This window comes from Bacteroides sp. HF-4919, assembly GCF_018860125.1.
In genome coordinates this window covers 137,399-158,476 of record NZ_JAHKNF010000005.1, presented here as the reverse complement: position 1 = coordinate 158,476, position 21,078 = coordinate 137,399, and the positions used below count along the sequence as shown (strand labels likewise).

Here is a 21,078-nt window from a genome sequence, read left to right as displayed (position 1 = left end):
TATCAATTTTCAACCGTACATCGCAAATCGTCTAATCGTAAATATTATAACCCTTTAAATTAAGAAAAACTCATGAGTAACCAGCTTGAAAAAGTAAAAGAGCTTATTGAACTTCGCGCTCAGGCTCGTTTAGGTGGTGGCGAAAAGGCTATTGAAAAACAACACGCCAAAGGCAAATATACGGCCCGCGAGCGTATTGCACAGTTGCTTGACGAAGGTAGTTTCGAAGAACTGGATATGTTTGTTCAACACAGATGTACTAACTTCGGACAAGACAAGAAACATTTCCTCGGCGACGGTGTAGTAACCGGTTATGGAACAATAGAAGGTAGATTAGTATATGTTTTCGCACAAGATTTCACCGTATTCGGTGGTTCACTGTCGGAAACCATGGCACAGAAGATCTGTAAAGTAATGGACATGGCCATGAAGATGGGTGCTCCTGTTATCGGTATCAACGACTCGGGTGGCGCACGTATTCAGGAAGGTATCAACGCTCTGTCCGGTTATGCTGAAATTTTCCAGCGTAATATCATGGCGTCGGGTGTTATTCCACAGATTTCGGGTATTTTCGGTCCGTGTGCCGGAGGTGCGGTTTACTCTCCTGCCCTGACAGACTTCACGCTGATGACCGAAGGTACATCTTACATGTTCCTCACCGGACCTGCTGTAGTAAAAACAGTAACAGGTGAAGACGTATCTCAGGAAGACCTGGGAGGTGCAAGCGTACATGCCAGCAAGTCGGGTGTAACCCACTTCACAGCCGAAACCGGAGAAGAAGGTCTGGCGATCATCCGCAAACTTCTCAGCTTTATCCCGCAAAACAATCTGGAAGAAGCCCCATTGGTGAACTGTACCGACCCGATCGACCGTATGGATGACCTGTTGAACGAAATTATCCCCGACAGCCCGAACAAACCGTACGATATGTACGAAGTGATCGGTGCCATCATCGACAACGGTGAATTTCTGGAAGTACAGAAAGACTACGCGAAAAATCTTATCATCGGTTTTGCCCGCATGAACGGACAGTCGGTAGGTGTGGTTGCCAACCAACCTAAATATCTGGCAGGCGTGCTCGACAGCAATGCATCACGCAAAGGTGCCCGTTTCGTTCGTTTCTGCGACGCATTCAACATCCCGCTGGTAACATTGGTAGACGTTCCGGGATTCCTTCCGGGCACAGGTCAGGAGTACAATGGTGTGATCCTGCACGGAGCCAAATTACTGTATGCTTACGGCGAAGCCACTGTACCTAAAGTGACCGTAACCCTGCGTAAGTCTTACGGTGGTTCACACATCGTAATGAGTTGCAAGCAACTCCGCGGTGACATGAACTATGCATGGCCGACAGCCGAAATCGCCGTAATGGGTGGTGCCGGTGCAGTAGCGGTATTGTATGCCAAGGAAGCCAAAGATCAGGAAAACCCTGCTCAATTCCTGGCAGACAAGGAAGCCGAGTATACCAAACTCTTCGCAAACCCGTACAATGCGGCCAAATACGGCTACATCGACGACGTTATCGAACCGAGAAACACTCGTTTCCGCGTGATCCGCGCTTTGCAACAGCTGCAAACCAAGAAATTAACCAACCCTGCTAAAAAGCACGGTAATATTCCATTGTAACAAATAAAAATCGATTGTTATGAATAAGAAAAGAATCGGGATATTTATCGCTCTGCTGGCAATGGTTTGCATGGGGCTCAGGGCGCAAAGTGCCACCAGTCTGAAAATCAATGAAGTTTTGGTCATCAACGACCAGAACTATCAGGATGATTACGGACTGCACAATGCGTGGATAGAGATATTCAATACCTCTTTCGCTTCGGTAAATCTGGAAGGTTGCTTTCTGACGAACGATAAAAACAATCCGACCAAATATCCTATTCCCAAAGGCGACGTGCTGACTTTAATCAAGCCACGCCAACATGCTTTGTTCTGGGCAGACGGGATGCCTAACCGGGGTACGTTTCATGTAAACTTTACGCTCGATCCGGACAAAGAGAACTACATTGCTCTGTATGATTCCAACGGTAAAACTTTGATCGACGAGGTAACCATCCCTGCCGGTCAGCTTGCCGACCGTTCATACGCCCGTGAAAAAGACGGAAGTGCTAACTGGGTAGTAAAAGGTGGTGGAGAACATAGCTATGTCACTCCAAGCACCAACAATATGACTATCGACAAAAACCCGAAGATCGAGAACTTCAAAAAGCACGACTCTATCGGTATTGGTATGGCCATCATTGCCATGTCAGTCGTATTCATTGGTTTGGTACTTTTGTATCTTTCATTCAAGGCGGTAGGTAATATCGCTGTCAGACTGGGTAAGAAAAACGCAATGAAAGCCACCGGTATCACCGACAAGACGGAAGCGAAGGAGAAGAACCTGGGTAGCCACACAGGTGAAGAGACCGCCGCTATCGCCATGGCTTTGCACGAATACCTGAATGACGCTCACGACGTTGAAGACATGATTCTGACTATCAACAAAGTGAAACGCACCTACTCACCGTGGAGTTCGAAGATCTACACACTGCGTCAGACTCCGAGAAGATAATTACTAACCCTAATAAAATGAAGCAATGAAACAATATAAATATAAAATCAACGGCAACCTTTACAACGTTACAGTGAACGATGTAGAAGATAACATAGCCAATGTTGAAGTAAACGGAACCTCTTACAAAGTAGAGTTGGATACTCCTGTCAAAGCTGCTCCGAAACCGGTTACCCGTCCGGCAGCCGCTCCGAAAACCGAATCGGGAGCTCCGGTAGTGACCAAACAGCCGACAGCTTCCAAGAGAGACGGCGTGAAATCTCCGCTGCCGGGTGTCATCCTCGACATCAAGGTGAAAGCAGGAGACACTGTCAAGAAAGGCCAGACTATCATCATCCTTGAGGCTATGAAGATGGAAAACAACATCAATGCCAATAAAGATGGAAAAGTAGCAGAAATTAAAGTTAATAAAGGAGATTCTGTACTTGAAGGTACAGACCTCGTAATCATTGAATAATTATGGGAGATTTCGTATCATTCTTAGGGAATAACCTTGTTGACTTCTGGGGATACACCGGTTTCGCAAACGCGACACCCGGACATCTTTTCATGTTGCTAATCGGTCTTTTCTTTATCTACCTTGCCGTAGCCAAAGAATTTGAACCGATGCTGCTGATCCCCATTGGCTTCGGTATTCTGATCGGTAATATTCCATTCAATATGGAAGCCGGATTAAAAGTGGGTATTTACGAAGAAGGTTCGGTACTGAACATCCTTTATCAAGGTGTAACCTCCGGTTGGTATCCGCCGCTTATTTTCTTAGGCATCGGAGCCATGACGGACTTCTCGGCACTGATCTCCAACCCCAAACTGATGCTGATCGGAGCTGCCGCACAGTTCGGTATCTTCGGCGCTTACATCATTGCCCTCCTCATAGGATTTGAGCCTAACCAAGCCGGTGCTATCGGTATCATCGGTGGTGCCGACGGACCGACGGCGATCTTCCTTTCGTCTAAACTGGCTCCGAACCTGATGGGTGCCATCGCCGTATCAGCCTATTCTTACATGGCACTGGTACCGGTGATACAACCGCCCATCATGCGTGCGCTGACCACTAAACACGAACGCCTGATCCGCATGAAACCACCAAGAATCGTATCGCATACCGAAAAAGTGATTTTCCCCATCGTGGGTCTGTTGCTCACTTGCTTCCTGGTTCCGTCGGGTCTGCCTTTGCTGGGTATGCTGTTCTTTGGTAATTTATTGAAAGAAAGCGGTGTAACCCGTCGCTTGGCAAATACTGCCAGCGGTCCGTTGATCGATGTCATCACTATCCTGTTGGGACTGACTGTGGGAGCTTCTACCCAAGCCTCACAATTCCTCACCTGGGATTCTATCCTGATCTTCATCCTCGGTGCATTCTCTTTCATCATTGCCACTACCTCGGGCGTCTTGTTTGTGAAGTTCTTCAATCTCTTCCTGAAGAAAGGCAACAAGATCAATCCGCTGATCGGTAATGCAGGTGTATCTGCCGTACCCGACTCGGCGCGCATCTCACAAGTGGTCGGTTTGGAATACGATCCGACTAACTATCTGCTGATGCACGCTATGGGTCCGAACGTGGCGGGAGTAATCGGTTCAGCCGTAGCTGCCGGTATCCTGCTCGGATTCCTTATGTAGTTTAAAAGCTTTTTCATAAAATAGAACCGGGGCGTCTCTCTTTGCGAAAAGAGAGGCGCCTTGCATTTTACGTTAATCTATCTAAAAGACGTTACGAACTCTTCGTAGAGACGATATTTTTACTAACTTGCAGGCAATAAAACATACGCCCTATGAAAACAAAAGCTATGAAACCACTCATCTTTATCTTTTGCTTGTGTCTTAGCCCCATACTAACGGCACAGAACACGAATCAAAACAAGATTCAGGAAGCAATGGCAAACTATGATTACGAGACTGCCATTGAACTGATCAACAAAGAGAAGCCTACCATCCCGCTATTGATGCAGCAAGCCAAAGCCCTGAAAGGAATCGGCAACAACGCCGAGGCTCTCCGTGTCATCCGCCAAGTAATTACGGCAGATTCTACCAACCAACAGGCACACATCGAAGCCGCGGAATGTTGCAAAGCAATGGCTAAATATAACGATGCATTGGACTATTACCGGAAAACCATCACCTTGAATCCCAAGAACAAGTATGCCCGCTTGCAATTTATCAACTTGCTTTGCAATACGAAAAATTATGCCGAAGCTTTTGGAGAGAGCTCAATGATGTCCGAAACAGACAGTTCGGCCGTGGTACTCCACCTACAGGCACAGAGCCTTGAAGGAATGCAACAAATACTGCCTGCCATCGGCTGTTATGAAATCATTCAGGACAAATACCCGGACGACTATTTAGCAGCGGCCAAACTGGGAAATCTGAACATAGCGGCAGGATATCCCGAATACGCGATCAAAGCGACCGAACGCTACAGAGAACGGGATTCAACCAACCTGATCGTAAACCAGCAAAACGCACTTGCCTATTGTCGTGCCCAACAATACCCGATGGCCATCAAACGTTACGAAAATCTATGCCAGCAGGGAGACAGCAGTACACAAACATTATACTATCTGGGAATCAGCTATTACGCAGATGAATATTATTATGAAGCACACACATGCTTCAGCAAACTGTACAAAGATATGGAAGAAGATCCGAACTTGCTCTATTATCTGGGACGATGTTGCGCCAAGACTTCCTGGAAAAAGGAAGGCATAGAACATCTGGAGAAAGCCATCGAACTTACCATCCCCAAAGACAGTACCATGATTCGTCTTTACAAAGGCTTGGTCGATTGCTGTAAACTGGCAAGAGACACACCCAAACAAATCCAGGCCCTCAAAGAGCTGTATAAATATGATAAGACGAACCATAAACTACTTTATGACATCGCCTGGAATTATTCATATCAGCTAAAAGACCACAAATCAGCCGAACGTTATTTGCAGGCCTTCTTAAAGACCCGGAACAAAGACGCCAAAAAGGAGGAAGCCACCGCCGAAACAGGAGAACTCGTTCTGGGACTTGAAAACTACTACAACGCTGCCGATAAGTGGCTGAAGGACTTACAGAAAGAAAAATTCTTTAACGAGGGAATACCGGAACAAAGCCCGAAATAACAAAACCTATATTTACCCATATGAAATACCTCCTGATCCTCCTCTGTCTGGGCTTCAATGTAGCATTGTCCGCTCAGAACGTAACTTCTATCCAGGAAGCAATGGCAAACTATGACTACAAAACGGCCATCAGACTGATCGATGGAGAAACTGCTTCATCGCAATTATTGTTACAAAAAGCCAAGGCTTTAAAGGGATTGGGACACACTGCCGAAGCCTTGTCCACTTTACAACATATCATTTCCGAATTACCCGAAAACCAGCAGGCATTGATAGAAGCCGCTGAATGTTGCAGGCAACTGAGCAAGTACAACGAGGCCTTGGAATACTATCGGAAAGTTTTGAAGTTAAATCCGGAACATACTTACGCACACCTGCAATACACCCGTCTACTATACAACCAGCAGCGATATGGAGATGCACTGCACGAAAGCGTCACATTGGCCAAGAAAGACAGTTCCGCTACCGTATTACGATTAATGGCAGAAAGTATGGAAGGACTTAACATGCCGATAGAAAGCATGTTATGTTACATTTCCATCATCAGAAAATATCCTTCCGACTATCTGTCTGTTGCCAGATTGGGCAACATACTCAATACGATGCAGGATTATGAAGGGGCAATCTCCCTGACAGAAGGATATCGCCAAATGGATAGTACCAATGTAGAGGTAAACCGACAGAACGCCCTGGCTTATTGTCTGCACAAAGACTACCCCATGGCAATCAAACGTTATCAAGATCTGACAAACCAGGGAGACAGTACCCTGCTGACATGTTATTATCTGGGGGTCAGCTATTATGCCACGAAAGAATACTTTAAAGCACGCGATTGGCTGCTTAAAGCAAAATCCCGCCAGTCCCCCAGCGCCAACCTGCTCTACTACTTGGGACGCTCCTGCTCCAAGACTTTATGGAAACAAGATGGGATTGAGTACCTGAATCAGGCCATCGACCAGACTATCCCCACCGACAGTATAATGGAACGTCTCTATTTCGGACTTGCGGATTGTTATAAAGAGGCCAAACAGACCCGCGAGCAGATAAAAGCAATCAAAGAACAATATAAGTATGCCCCCGACAGGCATATATTGCTTTATAACATGGCCTTTCTATCCGATAAACTCAAAGATACAAAAGCCACAGAGCGCTACTTGCAAGCTTTTCTACGAACAAAGTCCCAACAGAAGGCAATAGAGCTGCAACAAGACGGCGATGTCGAAGAAGAGGAGCCCGCACCTCGCATAGACTATTATAAAAGTGCCGCCAATAAACTGGAAAGTATCCGAAAGGAAAAATTCTTCAAAGGAGAAAAGTAGGTATCCAAAGTGGCTTTTGTGCACATTACAAACGCCCGATTCAGGCTTAAGCATCTCCTATGAAAACGTTTGCATAAATAGATGGCGGACAGTAAGGAAGAAAACAGGAACCAATCCGATGATTTATCCTATATTAGCAGCATCTAAATAATAACGAGCTAATATCATGAAAAAATTATTGTTCTTCTTAGGTTCTCTCTTACTTTCATTAAGTACTTATGCAGCCATGAACGTATCAAAAATCGATCCGCCCTTCTGGTTCACCGGCATGAACAATCCGGAACTCCAGTTAATGGTATACGGCGAAGGCATCGGCCAGGCATCCGTATCAGTAAACTATCCCGGAGTATCACTCAGCAGCGTCGTGAAGCTGGAAAGCAACAATTATCTGCTTGTCTATCTTCATCTCGATAAAGATGTTAAACCGGGGAAAATGCCTATTACATTCACTCTCGGAAAGAAAAAGCTGGTTAAGGATTACGAATTGAGAGCACGTAGCAAAGCAGGAGCCGACCACAAAGGCTTTGACGCATCGGATGCCCTATATCTGTTAATGCCGGATCGCTTTGCCAATGGAAACCCGGACAACGACCAGATAGAAGGCATGGCAGAATATAAAGTAGACCGCAATGACCCGAACGCCCGCCACGGCGGTGACCTCGCCGGTATTGCACAAAACCTGGACTATTTTACCGACCTGGGAGTGACCGCACTCTGGTTCACCCCGGTACTTGAGAATAATATGAAAGGCGGTTCGTACCACGGCTATGCCACGACCGATTATTACAAGGTAGACCCACGTTTCGGTACCAACGAAGAATATCGTTCGCTGATAGACAAAGCTCACAACCGGGGCATTAAAGTCGTAATGGATATGATCTTCAACCATTGCGGAGTAGAACACCCCTGGATCAAGGATATGCCTTCGAAGGACTGGTTCAACCACTCCGATTTTAAAGACAACTTCGTACAGACGTCTTACAAACTGACTCCTCACGTAGATCCGTACGCCTCACAGTATGACTTCGACCAGATGAATGACGGTTGGTTTGTGGAAGCCATGCCCGACTTGAACCAGAAGAACCCTCACGTATACAAATATCTCCTGCAAAACAGTTTGTGGTGGATTGAATATGCCGATATCGACGGCATCCGGATGGATACTTACCCGTATGCCGACTACGATGCCATGAGCAACTGGATGAAGGAACTGAATGAAGAATATCCCAACTATAACACGGTAGGCGAAACCTGGGTAACCGAACCTGCCTACACAGCCTGGTGGCAAAAAGATTCCAAACTCTCCGCCCCACGCAACAGTAACCTGAAAACTGTGATGGACTTCAGTTTCTTCGACAAAATCAACACTGCCAAGAATGAAGAGACCGACACCTGGTTCAAAGGTCTGGATCGGGTATACAACAACTTTGTATACGATTATCTGTATCCCGATCCCGCATCCGTGCTGGCTTTCATAGAGAATCACGATACCGACCGCTTTCTGGGTGAAGGTGAAAATCTCAACATGCTGAAACAGGCCTCTACCCTTTTGCTGACCACCCGGCGCATTCCGCAGCTTTATTACGGAACCGAAGTCATGATGAACGGAGTAAAGAGCAAAAGCGACGGTTATGTCAGAAAAGATTTCCCCGGCGGATGGGCCAATGATAAAGAAAACGCTCTTACTCCGGAGGGACGTACCAAACTACAGAACGAAAGCTATAACTTCTACCGCAATCTGCTGAACTGGCGCAAAGGCAACGATGTGATTGCCAAAGGCAGCATGAAACAGTTCATGGTTCAGCACGGTGTATATGCCTATGCACGCGAATATAACGGAAAAACAGTATTTGTCCTGTTGAACGGTACGGATAAGGAGGTGAAACTCCCTCTGAAATATTACGCTGAAGTACTGAAAGATAAAACTCAAGGCAAAGACGTCATTAGCGGAAAAATGATAATGCTGAACGAGGAACTGACAATGGCTCCACGCCAGTCAATGGTCATAGAGCTTTAGCCCCGTTCACCCCAAAGCAGGCTCGGGGTGTCAAAAGTCTTTTTGTCACGAATAATAATAGTCAAACATTTGACTATTATCAAAGAATATTGCTACCTTTGCACCGACTAAAAGAATACAACGATGACAAACAACGAATCGGCACGCGAGCTTATTCTACAAATCCTGCGAACCCGGATGGCTTTCCGTCAAACCCTTCAACGGGTGCTCAAACGGCACAACGTAGATATGACCTTCGAAATGCTGCAAGTAATGAATTGCCTGTGGAACGAACAAGGCATCAGCCAGCAGTCTCTGGCAGAGAAAACGGCAAAAGACAAAGCTTGCCTGACTAACCTGATCAATAACCTGGAGAAGAAGAATTGGGTGATACGGAAAGAAGATTCATCCGACCGGAGAAACCGGCTGATTTTTCTTACAGCACAGGGCGAGGAACTTGCCCTTACAGTGAAACCGCTGATCAACGATATCTATACCCAAACGGGAATAGAGATGGAGGTCAGCCGGATAAACGAATGTACCGAAGATTTAAAAAGACTGTACGAAGTTCTCAACGAAATCTAAAATCAACTCAGGCCATGTCCACCCATCAAGCGAAACAAAAAGAATTAAGAAAGCTGAAGTACAGAAACATCTTTCTCAACACGGTATGCATATTATTAGCACTGGCAGGTATCTCGTGGACAGTAAACTATTTCTGGAAATATGCCCGCTACGAAATAACCAATGATGCCGTAGTGGACCAATACATCGCTCCGCTCAACATCCGGATACCGGGATATATCAAAGAAGTACGTTTCACCGAGCACCAGTATGTACATGCCGGCGACACGCTCCTGATTCTGGATGACCGTGAATACCGGATCCGACTCAAAGATGCGGAAGCCGCTTTGATGGATGCCTTAGGCTCCAGAGAGGTTTTGAACTCCGGCATCCGGACCTCGGGAGTGAACATTGCCGTACAGGACGCCAACATAGCCGAAACCCAAGCACGGCTTTCACAGCAGGAAGCCGAACTGAACCGATACACCCGGCTCCTGAAAAAACAGGCCATCAGCCAACAGGATTACGAACTGGCAAAAGCAAATTTTGAAGCGACCCGGGCACGTTACAATGCCCTCCTGCGCCAGAAAGAAGCCGCCCAATCGCAGTACTCTGAAACCAGTAAACGCAGTACCAGTGCCGAAGCCAATATCCTCCGTAAGGAGGCCGAAGTGGATATGGCTAAACTGAACCTGTCATATACCGTCGTCACCGCACCTTATGACGGATACATGGGACGGCGCACCCTTGAACCGGGACAGTTCGTACAAGGGGGACAGACTCTCTCGTATCTGGTACGAGGCAATGATAAATGGGTAACTGCCAACTATAAAGAGACTCAGATAGCCCACATCTACATCGGACAAAAGGTTCGCATTAAAGTAGATGCTTTCAGCGGCCGGACTTTTCATGGAACCGTCACGGCCATTTCCGAAGCTACCGGGTCAAAATACTCCCTGGTGCCTACCGACAATTCGGCCGGGAACTTTGTCAAAGTACAGCAGCGCATTCCTGTCCGCATTGACCTCAACGATGCCTCACCCAAAGAGATGGAATGCCTCCGTGCCGGAATGATGGTAGAAACGGAGGCGGTCCGCCCATAAGCCTATGGTAAAGCTCAACCTCCCTACCCGCCCCTGGGTGCCCCAATGGTTGGGCATCGCAACGATGTTCATCGTCATTTTTCCCATCACCCTGCTCAACGGAGCTTACACAGGCAGTATGATCGAAGTGTCGAACACGCTGGGAGTGATGAGCGAAGATATCACGATGGCCTATTATTCAGCTTCGGTGGGGATGGCTGTAGCCTACCCCATCGTACCGAAAATACGTGCTATAGCCACTTCGAAGACCTTGTTGCTCACAGACTTATTGCTACAGGTTTTCTTCAGTCTGATCTGTGCACAGACAGGCAGCATGGACGTCATCATGGGATGCTGTTTCTTCATGGGATTCCTCAAAGGTTTCGTCATGCTCGAGTTCATCATCCTGATCCGTCCACTTTTCAGTCCCAAAAACATACGAAGTGAATTTTACGCCTACTTCTATCCCATTGTCTTCTCCGGAGGACAGTTGTCAATGGCTATCACGGCACAATTGGCCTATCATTATCAATGGCAGCACATGTACTATTTCGTCACCATCCTTCTACTGGTTGCCATTCTGTTTGTATTGTGTTTTTTCCGTTACGCACAACGTCCCGTCCACATCCCGTTCAAGGAGATGGACGGAAAGAGCATGTTCATCATTGCCTCTGCCTATCTGCTGACACTCTATACCTTCACTTATGGCAAAACACTCGACTGGTTCGCATCCCCTAAAATAAGAGTATACGTATTCATCATCCCTCTCCTGATAGCTCTTTTCATCTACCGGCAACGGACACAGCCGAAGCCTTTCGTCAGTCTGAAACCACTTACTCTGCATAAATCCATCATCGGATACGGCTTCATGGTACTCGCCATGTTTCTGACAGCCACCAGTTCACTGGTGACCAACTACATGAACAGTATTATCCGGGTAGACAGCATTCACGCCAATTCACTCAGCCTGTGGCTGTTGCCCGGCTATGTCGTGGGAGCGATTATTTGTTTCTGGTGGTTCCGATGGCAACGGTGGCGGTTTCGCTTTCTGATTTCAGGCGGCATGTTCTGTTACGTCATTTATCTGGCAATTCTCTACTTTGGCATAACCCCGTATGGCACTTACGAAATGCTCTACCTCCCTATTTTATTCCGGGGAGTGGGCATGATGGTCCTGTTTATCGCATTCGGCGTTTTTGTCGTCGAAGATTTAGACCCGCGCCTGACACTGTCCAACGCTTTCTTCCTGATTTCCTTCCGGTCGGCACTGGCACCGGTCCTGTCGGCCTCGTTTTTCAATAACATGCTCTATTATCTTCAGGTGAAAGGCATGAATGTTCTTTCGGAAAATATGACGCTGACCAATCCAATAGCCGAACAGAAATATAACCAGGCACTGAACAGCGCCCTGGCACAGGGGCACGAATTCAGCGAAGCCGGCCAGTTGGCAACCAACAGCCTGTACTCCACTTTGCAACAGCAATCTCTGTTACTGGCACTGAAAACACTGATCGGTTATGTGCTGATACTGGCACTGGTGGTTGCAGTCGTTGCAGCTTTTATCCCTTTCCATAAGACATTGAAAGTGGCTGTCGTAAAGACGGGAGACGATATGGTATAACGAACGAGGAAAGAATAAAGATTCCTCCGGCAAATATGTAGTTTGACAACCGTCCCGATAAATTTGATAATCAACAGATTATATTTTCCAATATTTTTCTTTCAATGTAAATCCATTTATCCCGGTATGTAAAGACATTATCTCCGGTATGTAAAGGCTTTTATCCCGGCATGTAAAACCATTTACCCCGGTACGTAAAACCATTTATCCCGGCATGTAAAACTTTGATAAGCCAGTCCCGAAAACCCGGTGGATCTGATTATTCACCACAGAAGAGAATAACGTCTCACAGAAGAGAATTTCTCTCCGGAACCTTTCATAAACAAAAGATGAAAACTCTGTGCCTTCTGTACCCCTTCGTAGTGAATCAAAACCCGAACCGGATGGCAACCGGATTTTCGGACCGGCCTAAAAAAAGCCACTCAATCGCTTGAGTGGCCTTCCAAAAATGTAAATTAAATAAACATGAACAACATCATGTTTTTTTATTCAGCCAACTTATTGTCTGAACCCAGCACATTGATGATTTTGTGCTTGTAGAGTTTTTCCATGTTGTCGCGAGCCGGTCCCAGGTATTTACGTGGGTCGAACTCAGCCGGTTTTTCTGCAAATACCTTACGGATAGCAGCAGTCATAGCCAAACGAGAGTCTGAGTCGATGTTGATTTTGCAAACAGCAGAAGCAGCAGCTTTACGCAACTCGTCTTCAGGAATACCGATAGCAGCTTTCAGCGCACCACCAAATTGGTTAATGGTTGCAACTTCTTCTTCAGGAACTGAAGATGATCCGTGAAGAACGATAGGGAATCCCGGAAGTTCTTTCATTACGCCATCCAATACGTTGAATGCCAACGGAGGAGGAACCATACGGCCAGTTTTCGGATCGATGTGGCACTGTTCCGGAGTAAATTTATAAGCACCGTGAGAAGTACCGATAGAGATAGCCAATGAATCGCAACCTGTTTTAGTTACGAAATCAACTACTTCATCCGGTTCAGTATATGTGTGGTGGTCTGAAGAAACTTCATCTTCTACACCGGCCAATACGCCGAGTTCACCTTCTACAGTTACATCGAACTGGTGAGCGTAGTCAACAACTTTCTTAGTCAGAGCAACGTTTTCATCATAAGGAAGGTGAGAACCGTCGATCATTACAGAAGAGAAGCCTGAGTCGATACAGCTTTTGCAAGTTTCGAAAGTATCTCCGTGGTCGAGGTGCAAAACGATTTCAGGTTTTTTGCAGCCCAATTCTTTTGCATATTCTACAGCACCCTGAGCCATGTAACGCAACAGTGTAGCGTTAGCATACTGACGAGCACCTTTTGATACCTGCAAAATAACCGGAGACTTAGTTTCTACAGCAGCCTTGATGATAGCCTGCATCTGTTCCATATTGTTGAAGTTGAATGCAGGGATTGCATATCCACCCTTGATAGCCTTAGCAAACATATCTCTAGTGTTTACCAGACCTAAATCTTTGTAATTAACCATTTTGTTTAAAAGTTTATTGTTAGTGAATCAAAAATTCTACGCAAAAGTAAGAATAATCCTTTGAATAGAGAAACCGTCGGACGGAAATATCCGCCCGACGGGTGCAATTCAATCCTATTTCAATTTATTTCCCATCCTTTAAGAGCCGTTTGTAATGTCTACGTGGCAAATAAAGGGTTTTATTGTTTCCTCATATATATTATGGTAGGCAAGTGGTCACTGTAACCGTCCAACCATACCTTACCGCCGTAGGTGCGCAACGGTGAACCCTTGTATCTGCCCTCCTGCTGGAACAGGTATTCACGCAGAAAGACTTCGTTATGATCATATTTCAGTCCTTTTGCAGCCTGAAGCAGACTGGGTGAAATAATAATCTGATCGAACAGATTCCATTTGCCGCGATACAGCAAAGTGCCGACTCCTTTATCTTCCAGCGTCACCCACCAAGGATTATAGAGGTCATCCTCCGTCATATCTTCGACGTGTTTCTTAGCTCCCAGCACGGCAAGGCTCTGATCCATCGGGTCGTCGTTAAGATCGCCCATAATAATCAGTTTCAGGTCTTTGTCCGAACGCATTAACGAATCCTTCAATGCCTTCACCTGCATGGCGGCATGCATACGCACAGGCTCTTCCGCCCCACGGGATGGCCAATGGTTTACAATCATACATACCTTATCGCCTGCCAGTTCACCACCGACGATCAGGAATCCACGGGTCTTGTGAATCGTATCTCCTTCGAACGGAGTGGAAAGAACCAATGCCGTCGTACGGGGAGTAAACTGTTTGGGATCATACAGCAACGCACAGTCGATTCCCCGTTTATCGGGTCCTTCGTAATGTATGTAGCGATAACCTCCCGCAGCCATTTCCGGTTGGCGAATCAGGTCTTCAAGTACATTCCGGTTTTCAACCTCGGCCACCCCAATGGCGGCAGGTCCGGCAGGTACTTTATCGCGCGATAGTTCACCCAGCACTTTGGACAGTTTTTTCAGTTTGGAGTGATACTTCTCCGAGTTCCATCCCTTAGCAGCATCCGGCAGATATTCATAATCGTTTTTTCCGGCATCGTGAATGGTATCAAACAGGTTTTCAAGATTGTAAAAGGCAACGCTGTACAGCCCGTCTTTGTGCTCCTGCGCACGGACACCGACAGACAGCAACACTAAAAAGCCGAATGCAATAATCAGTTTCTTCATAATTTTGTTTTAAGTTTGATTCACCACAGAGCAACACAGAGCCTTAAGTTCTTGTTATCAGGATATTGGAAAGAAGAAAAAATCTCTATAAAACTCTGTGTTGCCCTGTGGTGAATTTAGTTCATTTCTTAACTATTTAATGTCCTTTTGGGATTTCAAACCAGCGGGACCTTGACTTTAAACCAACGGATTTTCTCCGTCAACCCTGCAAAAGTCTTAAAAAAAAGCGAGAATACGACTTTTTTTCCGAAACTTTTTTCCTAAGAAACAAAAAAGCATTATCTTTGCACTCTGAAAAATGACCATTACACTATTCTTACCAAATAGTAAACGATATAATAATTTAAAAAACAAATATTGAAATGAAAAAAGGTCTTCATCCTGAATCATACCGTCCGGTAGTATTCAAAGATATGTCAAACGGTGATATGTTTTTGTCTAAATCAACTGTGGCAACTAAAGAGACCATCGAATTCGAAGGTGAAACTTATCCGTTGCTGAAAGTCGAAATCTCAAGCACTTCTCACCCGTTCTACACAGGTAAATCTACATTGGTAGATACAGCCGGACGTGTTGACAAGTTCATGAGCCGTTACGGTAACCGTAAGAAATAATCAAACGGACTTCCGATTGATAAAAATAAGCTGCCTCCGCAAAGGAGGCAGCTTATTTTTTTGCCCGTTAGCTACCTTTCAAGGATAATTATCCAAACAACGACCTGTTTTAGTTTATTAACTATCAAAACACGTCACACAACTAAAACATTTAGTTAATTTGTCCCAACGAACAAAAGTTACCCAATTCCCCCTCCCCCCTTAAGTAACAAAGAGACTGAAAGAGAGTGGAGCCGGACGAGAGTAACCGGATAATCACAACCCAAAAACGGAGGAGGGAGTAACTATGAAATATCAACGAGTATGGCTTTTATTTTTGTTTTGTCTTTCTTTCTGGAATATGAATGCACAACATTTCGTTATCGAAGGGCAAACGAATGGATATATCCCGGACGGCTCCATTCTTTATCTGGGACATTGGAACGGAATGGGCCCGACCTTTTGTTTCACATCCGATGTTGTCCACAACGGTACCTTCCACCTGGAAGGAGAAAGAAAGAAAACACCGGATCTCATCTACCTGTATGGAACGGAGAAAGCAATCGGCACACTTGGCCTGCGTTTGTGGGTCGGTGATGATACGATAAGGATATCCGCCAATTCGGAAGTACCCGAAACATGGATTGTGAAGAACAATATGCCACAACAATCGGAAGAAGATTTATACCGGCAATTGAAGGGAAAGAACAACATGGTAATGACGAGCCGGATGAACAGCAGGCAATTATGGGATAAATCTCTTTCGCCGGACAGCATCCGGATACTATCGAGCCAGATGATACAGAATAATTTACCCGGACAGATTCGTATACTCTACAATCTGCATGAACAGCCGCAATTGACAGATGTCGGCTTAGTGTGGCTGTTTTTAACGAGTGCTTATGCCTCCTGGATGACAAGCCCGGAACATCTCCGCACAGGGAAAGAGACCTATGCCAAACTAACAGGAAAACAAAAACAAACCTATTATGGGAAATTAATCAAATCTTGTTTTTACCCTAACAAAGCACCCGAAAGGGGGGATCAATACATCGATGCAGAACTGACCGACTTGGAAGGAAATTCCTGCAAACTGTCAGATTACCTGAATAAAAACAAATACATTCTACTGGATTTCTGGGATCAATATTGCGCACCTTGCGTAAAATCTGTTTCCGGATTAAAAGAACTGGCATCTTCGTGTCCGGACAAACTGGCGATTATCAGTATAAATGTAGGCAGTCGTGAAAGTTGGGAAAAGGGTAGCCGGGATTTTCTATGGTACAACCTCAGCGACGGGCAGGGACTGGCAGGCATTGCAGCTCGTTACGGAGTAAAATCCATACCATTTTTTATCTTGATAGCGCCGAATGGCCGGATAGAAGAATGCTGGAAAGGCTATGCCATACACCGCTTCCATATGGAAGAAGAGATTATGGAAATCATCCTTCCGAATTCCTCATTAACGGAAGCACGAGAGTAAAACGACTGCCTTTTCCGACCTGAGACTGCACTTCGACACGTCCGGACAGCCGTGTGGCAATCACCTTGCAGATAGACAATCCCAATCCGGTGCCCTGCGCAAATTCATCCGCTTTATAAAAACGGTCGAAAATGGCGTTCAGGTGTCCGGTGTCGATCCCTTTGCCGGTATCTTCCACATAAATGCCTACTTCGGCCCGCCCGGGATCCACTTCACATCCCAGCGTAATGCTACCCTCCGCAGTAAACTTGTTCGCATTGCTGAGGAAGTTGGAAATGACCTGTATCAGGCGGAGCTTATCCACTGCCACATACACAGTCCAGCTATCGTCCATCTTCAACCGGAACTCTACAGGAGGATGGATGATCACCTGATGGGTACGATAAATTTCAGAAACAATCTTCGCCAGGTCATACCGTTCTATGACAAATTCCTGATTATTGGAGTCCAGTCGCGAAATATCCAGCACATCACTGATCAGCTTGAGCAACAACTCACTGTTATGATTCACAATTCCGATCATATCCTTCTTCTCCTCCTCGTCAAGCTCCCCGGCCGTCTCGTCTACCAGGATGTTGGTGAAGCCGACGATGGCATTTAGCGGTGTACGTATTTCATGGCTCATATTAGCCAGGAACGACTGCTTCAGTTCAGCGTTTTCCGCAATCTCTTTCGCCTTGATCAGTTCGTCCTCCCTTCGTACCAGTTCCTGTACATTCTGTATGACACCTGCTATCACCAATTCTCCCTGATTATCCTTCAGGCTGTCGCAACGGCATTCAAACCACTCGTACCCTTTCGCCTCATCAAAGCAGAACCGCAGCCGCTGCAGAGCCATCACCTGCAACTCTCTCGTCTCCCTGAATAATTTCTCAATGCACTGCATGTCATCGGGATGCAGATACTTTAAGAATTGCCTGAAAGCATAGCGCCGGCACTTGATACCGGTGAGTTGTACAAAGTTCTCGTCCAGATTCAGCTCTCCCCTGCGTATATACCACAAAGAGATATTTCCTCCCGAGGTGGAAAGAGACAAATGCTCGTGTGCGCTCTTCAAAGCCTGTATATCTTCATGTTCACGACGGACTTTGCGCCGGATGCGCAGCAGGGCAACGATCAAGCCAACAAACAGGCAGACAAAATAACCCCGGAAGCATACATTTCCCGGCGATATTTATCGTAGAAAGGCCGATTGAGTATCTTTACATTCTCCGGCACCGTGCCCACGTCGAAAACCTTAAAAGCAGAAAAGGGGGTCCAGTCCAATACATATTCCTTGGCAAGCTCCCGGCGTTTAGGCTCTTTGGCACCATTCCCCGACCAAAGGCCTTCTACCAAAGAAGCTACGGCTTCTGCCGATATTTCATCGGTAGCCATATATCCACCCACAATGCCGATATTTTCGTTAAAACCCTCACGGATGCAACTGAATGAAGGAATATTCAGCGTACGGGAAACAGGCATGGTAGAGACATCCCATTTATCCAGCAAGAAAGCCGTATCGTACTGCCGTTCTTCGGGCATGGAGGTGATCCCGAGCAGAACCAATCCTGCCATATAGCGGAAAGGGAACATTCTTATCGTAAAATCCCGGGGTTCTTTATTTTGAGGAAAATAGTCCTGTATGGTCAGATTTTCCTTTTGGGCCATATCATACAGTGACTGATAGATGTTTAAACTGAAAATACCGTTCTGTCTTCTCCACATCACAATATTCTTTTTATCCGTATCATCCAGTAACTTCTTCATTGAACATTTTCCCAGAAAAGTCAGATCCTGATTATAGACCACAGTGATATTGTCACGGTCAAACAACCGTTTCATAAATTCGATGTTCGACTTGAAATCGGGTTCGTCGGAAAGCAAATATACCGGAGCATCCGCATATTGCTTCAACTGCCCCTCGTTGGGAAAATGAATATTACTCAGCACCACAGGATGCTTCCACAGTAAAGGGTGTGCCGACTTCAAGACCGAATAAGCAGCCTGATCTCCCACAACCAGCAGCATATCCACACTATCTTCGCCAACTGTGTTGAGATAATCGCGCATACGTTCCACCTCTTCCTGCTCTCTATAGAATTCACAATTAAGATAAAATTCTGTAATCCGTGGAACAAATCCCCTTTCCTTCAACTCGTCTTCCAGATTCTGCCGGAACTTACCATACCCTATATCATCCGCGGCAAACGAATAAACCAATTGTATATTCAGTTGTATATTCTTCTTCCTCTGTTCCGTCCGCCGACTTTGTGCAGAATACACCCAACCGGCTGTTAAAATCAGAAGAAAGCCGATAACGGCGATGTATAGAATTCTGGAACGTTTCATTAAGACCCTTGCTGACGTTTGTTTTCCCTTTCAATTTTAAAAACTACAAATATAGACTATATTATTTATATATAAATACAAAGAGGCACATTCTTTATAGGGAAAATCCTATTGCACAATAGGGAAAAAAGCTGTGACAGAGGGAACTTCTTTTGTATCTTCGTAACATCTAAATAATAAATTTACTAAAAAAGATACGACTATGAAACGACTTGCTATTCTGTTTGTGCTTGTTCTGACATCGTGCATCCTGTATGCCAGAAGTGGAAAAGGGGATAATCTCAGCGGTCCTATCGCGCTGAAAGGCGAATTGACGGAGAAATATCAAAACTACTCAAAAGGGACTCCGGTCGTCATACGCGGAGTGCGAAAGATGAGAATTTCACCCAACGATGCGGTGGGCATCACTTACGGAGTGGAAATCGACGGACTGCAATATCCTATCGGAGAGGAAGAAGCCAACAAAATCATCCGGTTGAAACCGGAAACGGTCCTTGAGTACTGGCAGGGGATTTACCTGTCACAAGGCATGTACGATTACTACGACCGGAAAGGATACCGCTATGACATGCGGCAAGAGCTGGACGAGGAGTGCCTGGACTATCTGGACAAATTAAACGAAATCAGTTATAAAGACGCTTACATCGAGGATTACGTACAAGCCATTTTTGCCAAAGTCAATCCGGGAGAGGTGGATTCCAAACGTCCGGAACGCCTGAATGTACGCATCATCCAGTCGCCCGAACCGGATGCTTATATGTTGCCCAACGGCGCTATGCTGGTAAGTACCGGTTTACTGTGCACACTCGACTCCGAAGAGGAACTGGAAGCCGTCATTGCCAACGAAATGGTTCACTTCATCCTCGATCATCAGGTGAACAACGTGTCACGTGCCGAAACCCGTGCCAAACGTGCCGCTTTCTGGGCAGACGTGCTCGGTACGGTAGCCATGGCGGCCGATGACACCAACTGGATGTACGGATACGACGAACGGGTGGGCGCCATTGAACTGGCCGCCAGCATCGGAACCATTGCGGCATTGGTCAACGTACGGACAGTAAACCGCCTGGGAATGGATTACAACAGCAAACAAGAGATACAGGCCGACCGGATTGCAAGAGACTATCTGGCGTTCAAAGGATTGAACCCCGATGCATTATCTTCGGCTATCGCAAAAATAAAAGATTTCTATGGTTCAACGCACCGTTACAACAACCTGACACGATATGACAGCTATGCACGACTGAAAGAACGACTTGCCAAACTGGGAGAAAAAGAAAGCATCCACAGCCATGCTTATCAGAAAGCGACATCGGATATCGTGACGTTCAACGCAGCCATGTACCAGGGAGACAAACGCTACAAAATGGCCGAACAGCTTGTATGCAAGAACATAGACAACAAGGTGGCTTCGGACCACGATTACGTAATTCTGGTGAAAGCACGCATGGCACAGGAAAACACTCCCGAAAGCAATGAATCCTGCCTGAAACTGCTGGAGAAAGCCAAAGAGATCGCTACCGCCCGCAACCTGGACATCAACAAACAGGAGATCCTGCTGCTGATGCGCATGAACAAACAGGTAAAGGCTGCCGATAAGCTGAAGGAATACAGGGATCTGCTGATGCAATACCAACAGCAGAACGCGCTCGGTTCGGAAGAATCCGGATGGATCGGTGAAGAGATGAACTGGGCAGAGAAGATGCTGTCGAAGATCAGCCTGCTGTAAAGCC

Annotated in this window: 17 protein-coding genes; 13 read left to right on the top strand and 4 right to left on the bottom strand. The window is 46.1% G+C overall.

Translation table 11 applies throughout. The features are described 5' to 3' along the window. Positions 1 to 72: 72 nt before the first annotated feature. The 10 genes from KO473_RS10490 (at position 73) to KO473_RS10445 (ending at position 12,249) form a co-directional block, all read left to right on the top strand. Entirely contained in the window at positions 73 to 1,626 is a 1,554-nt protein-coding gene (locus KO473_RS10490) for an acyl-CoA carboxylase subunit beta (RefSeq protein WP_005821186.1), read from the top strand. A gap of 19 nt (positions 1,627 to 1,645) precedes the next feature. Next, the gene (locus KO473_RS10485; RefSeq protein ID WP_005780627.1) at positions 1,646 to 2,560 is read left to right on the top strand and encodes an OadG family transporter subunit; all 915 of its coding nucleotides are present in this window, start codon (positions 1,646 to 1,648) and stop codon (positions 2,558 to 2,560) included. A gap of 25 nt (positions 2,561 to 2,585) precedes the next feature. Next, the gene (locus KO473_RS10480) at positions 2,586 to 3,017 is read left to right on the top strand and encodes a biotin/lipoyl-containing protein (protein WP_005780629.1); all 432 of its coding nucleotides are present in this window, start codon (positions 2,586 to 2,588) and stop codon (positions 3,015 to 3,017) included. A 2-nt stretch (positions 3,018 to 3,019) separates the two neighbouring features. Next, positions 3,020 to 4,180, top strand: coding sequence for a sodium ion-translocating decarboxylase subunit beta (locus tag KO473_RS10475; protein WP_005780630.1), 1,161 nt, complete (start codon positions 3,020 to 3,022; stop codon positions 4,178 to 4,180). Between the two features lie 152 nt (positions 4,181 to 4,332). Next, positions 4,333 to 5,667 (top strand): lipopolysaccharide assembly protein LapB, encoded by a 1,335-nt coding sequence (locus KO473_RS10470; RefSeq protein ID WP_005821189.1) that lies wholly within the window; start codon positions 4,333 to 4,335, stop codon positions 5,665 to 5,667. A gap of 20 nt (positions 5,668 to 5,687) precedes the next feature. Further along, positions 5,688 to 6,986, top strand: coding sequence for a tetratricopeptide repeat protein (locus KO473_RS10465; RefSeq protein WP_122130173.1), 1,299 nt, complete (start codon positions 5,688 to 5,690; stop codon positions 6,984 to 6,986). Positions 6,987 to 7,152: 166 nt separating this feature from the next. Next, a complete protein-coding gene (locus KO473_RS10460) occupies positions 7,153 to 9,003 on the top strand; it encodes a glycoside hydrolase family 13 protein (protein ID WP_122130174.1) in 1,851 nt (616 codons plus the stop codon). A gap of 123 nt (positions 9,004 to 9,126) precedes the next feature. Further along, positions 9,127 to 9,567: a MarR family winged helix-turn-helix transcriptional regulator gene (locus KO473_RS10455; RefSeq protein WP_005780636.1), complete on the top strand. Its 441-nt coding sequence runs from the start codon at positions 9,127 to 9,129 to the stop codon at positions 9,565 to 9,567. A 14-nt stretch (positions 9,568 to 9,581) separates the two neighbouring features. Further along, positions 9,582 to 10,649 carry an HlyD family secretion protein gene (locus KO473_RS10450; protein ID WP_005807672.1) on the top strand — a complete coding sequence of 356 codons (1,068 nt, stop codon included), beginning with the start codon at positions 9,582 to 9,584 and terminating at the stop codon, positions 10,647 to 10,649. 4 nt (positions 10,650 to 10,653) lie between these two features. Then, complete coding sequence (locus KO473_RS10445) at positions 10,654 to 12,249, top strand: MFS transporter (protein ID WP_122130175.1); 1,596 nt, start codon at positions 10,654 to 10,656, stop codon at positions 12,247 to 12,249. A gap of 485 nt (positions 12,250 to 12,734) precedes the next feature. Here KO473_RS10445 and KO473_RS10440 read toward each other — a convergent pair whose 3' ends face one another. Together KO473_RS10440 and KO473_RS10435 are read right to left on the bottom strand one after the other, a co-directional pair. Continuing rightward, positions 12,735 to 13,739, bottom strand: coding sequence for a class II fructose-bisphosphate aldolase (locus KO473_RS10440; protein WP_005780641.1), 1,005 nt, complete (start codon positions 13,737 to 13,739; stop codon positions 12,735 to 12,737). A 179-nt stretch (positions 13,740 to 13,918) separates the two neighbouring features. After that, entirely contained in the window at positions 13,919 to 14,938 is a 1,020-nt protein-coding gene (locus KO473_RS10435; RefSeq protein WP_005780642.1) for an endonuclease, read from the bottom strand. Between the two features lie 362 nt (positions 14,939 to 15,300). On the opposite strand from KO473_RS10435, the gene KO473_RS10430 reads away from it, so the two are divergent. Together KO473_RS10430 and KO473_RS10425 are read left to right on the top strand one after the other, a co-directional pair. Next, complete coding sequence (locus KO473_RS10430) at positions 15,301 to 15,552, top strand: type B 50S ribosomal protein L31 (RefSeq protein ID WP_005780644.1); 252 nt, start codon at positions 15,301 to 15,303, stop codon at positions 15,550 to 15,552. Positions 15,553 to 15,838: 286 nt separating this feature from the next. Further along, entirely contained in the window at positions 15,839 to 17,014 is a 1,176-nt protein-coding gene (locus KO473_RS10425; RefSeq protein ID WP_250716564.1) for a peroxiredoxin, read from the top strand. On the opposite strand, the gene KO473_RS23450 is transcribed toward KO473_RS10425, so the two are convergent. Together KO473_RS23450 and KO473_RS23445 are read right to left on the bottom strand one after the other, a co-directional pair. Next, positions 16,974 to 18,134, bottom strand: coding sequence for a HAMP domain-containing sensor histidine kinase (locus KO473_RS23450; RefSeq protein WP_250716565.1), 1,161 nt, complete (start codon positions 18,132 to 18,134; stop codon positions 16,974 to 16,976). The two genes, KO473_RS10425 and KO473_RS23450, sit on opposite strands and share 41 nt — an antisense overlap. Further along, the gene (locus tag KO473_RS23445; RefSeq protein ID WP_250716566.1) at positions 18,131 to 19,345 is read right to left on the bottom strand and encodes a hypothetical protein; all 1,215 of its coding nucleotides are present in this window, start codon (positions 19,343 to 19,345) and stop codon (positions 18,131 to 18,133) included. The genes KO473_RS23450 and KO473_RS23445 overlap by 4 nt, the downstream gene beginning before the upstream one ends. Positions 19,346 to 19,547: 202 nt before the next feature. Between KO473_RS23445 and KO473_RS10415 the strand changes: the two genes are divergently transcribed. Continuing rightward, complete coding sequence (locus KO473_RS10415) at positions 19,548 to 21,074, top strand: M48 family metallopeptidase (protein ID WP_032540164.1); 1,527 nt, start codon at positions 19,548 to 19,550, stop codon at positions 21,072 to 21,074. Positions 21,075 to 21,078 lie beyond the last annotated feature (4 nt).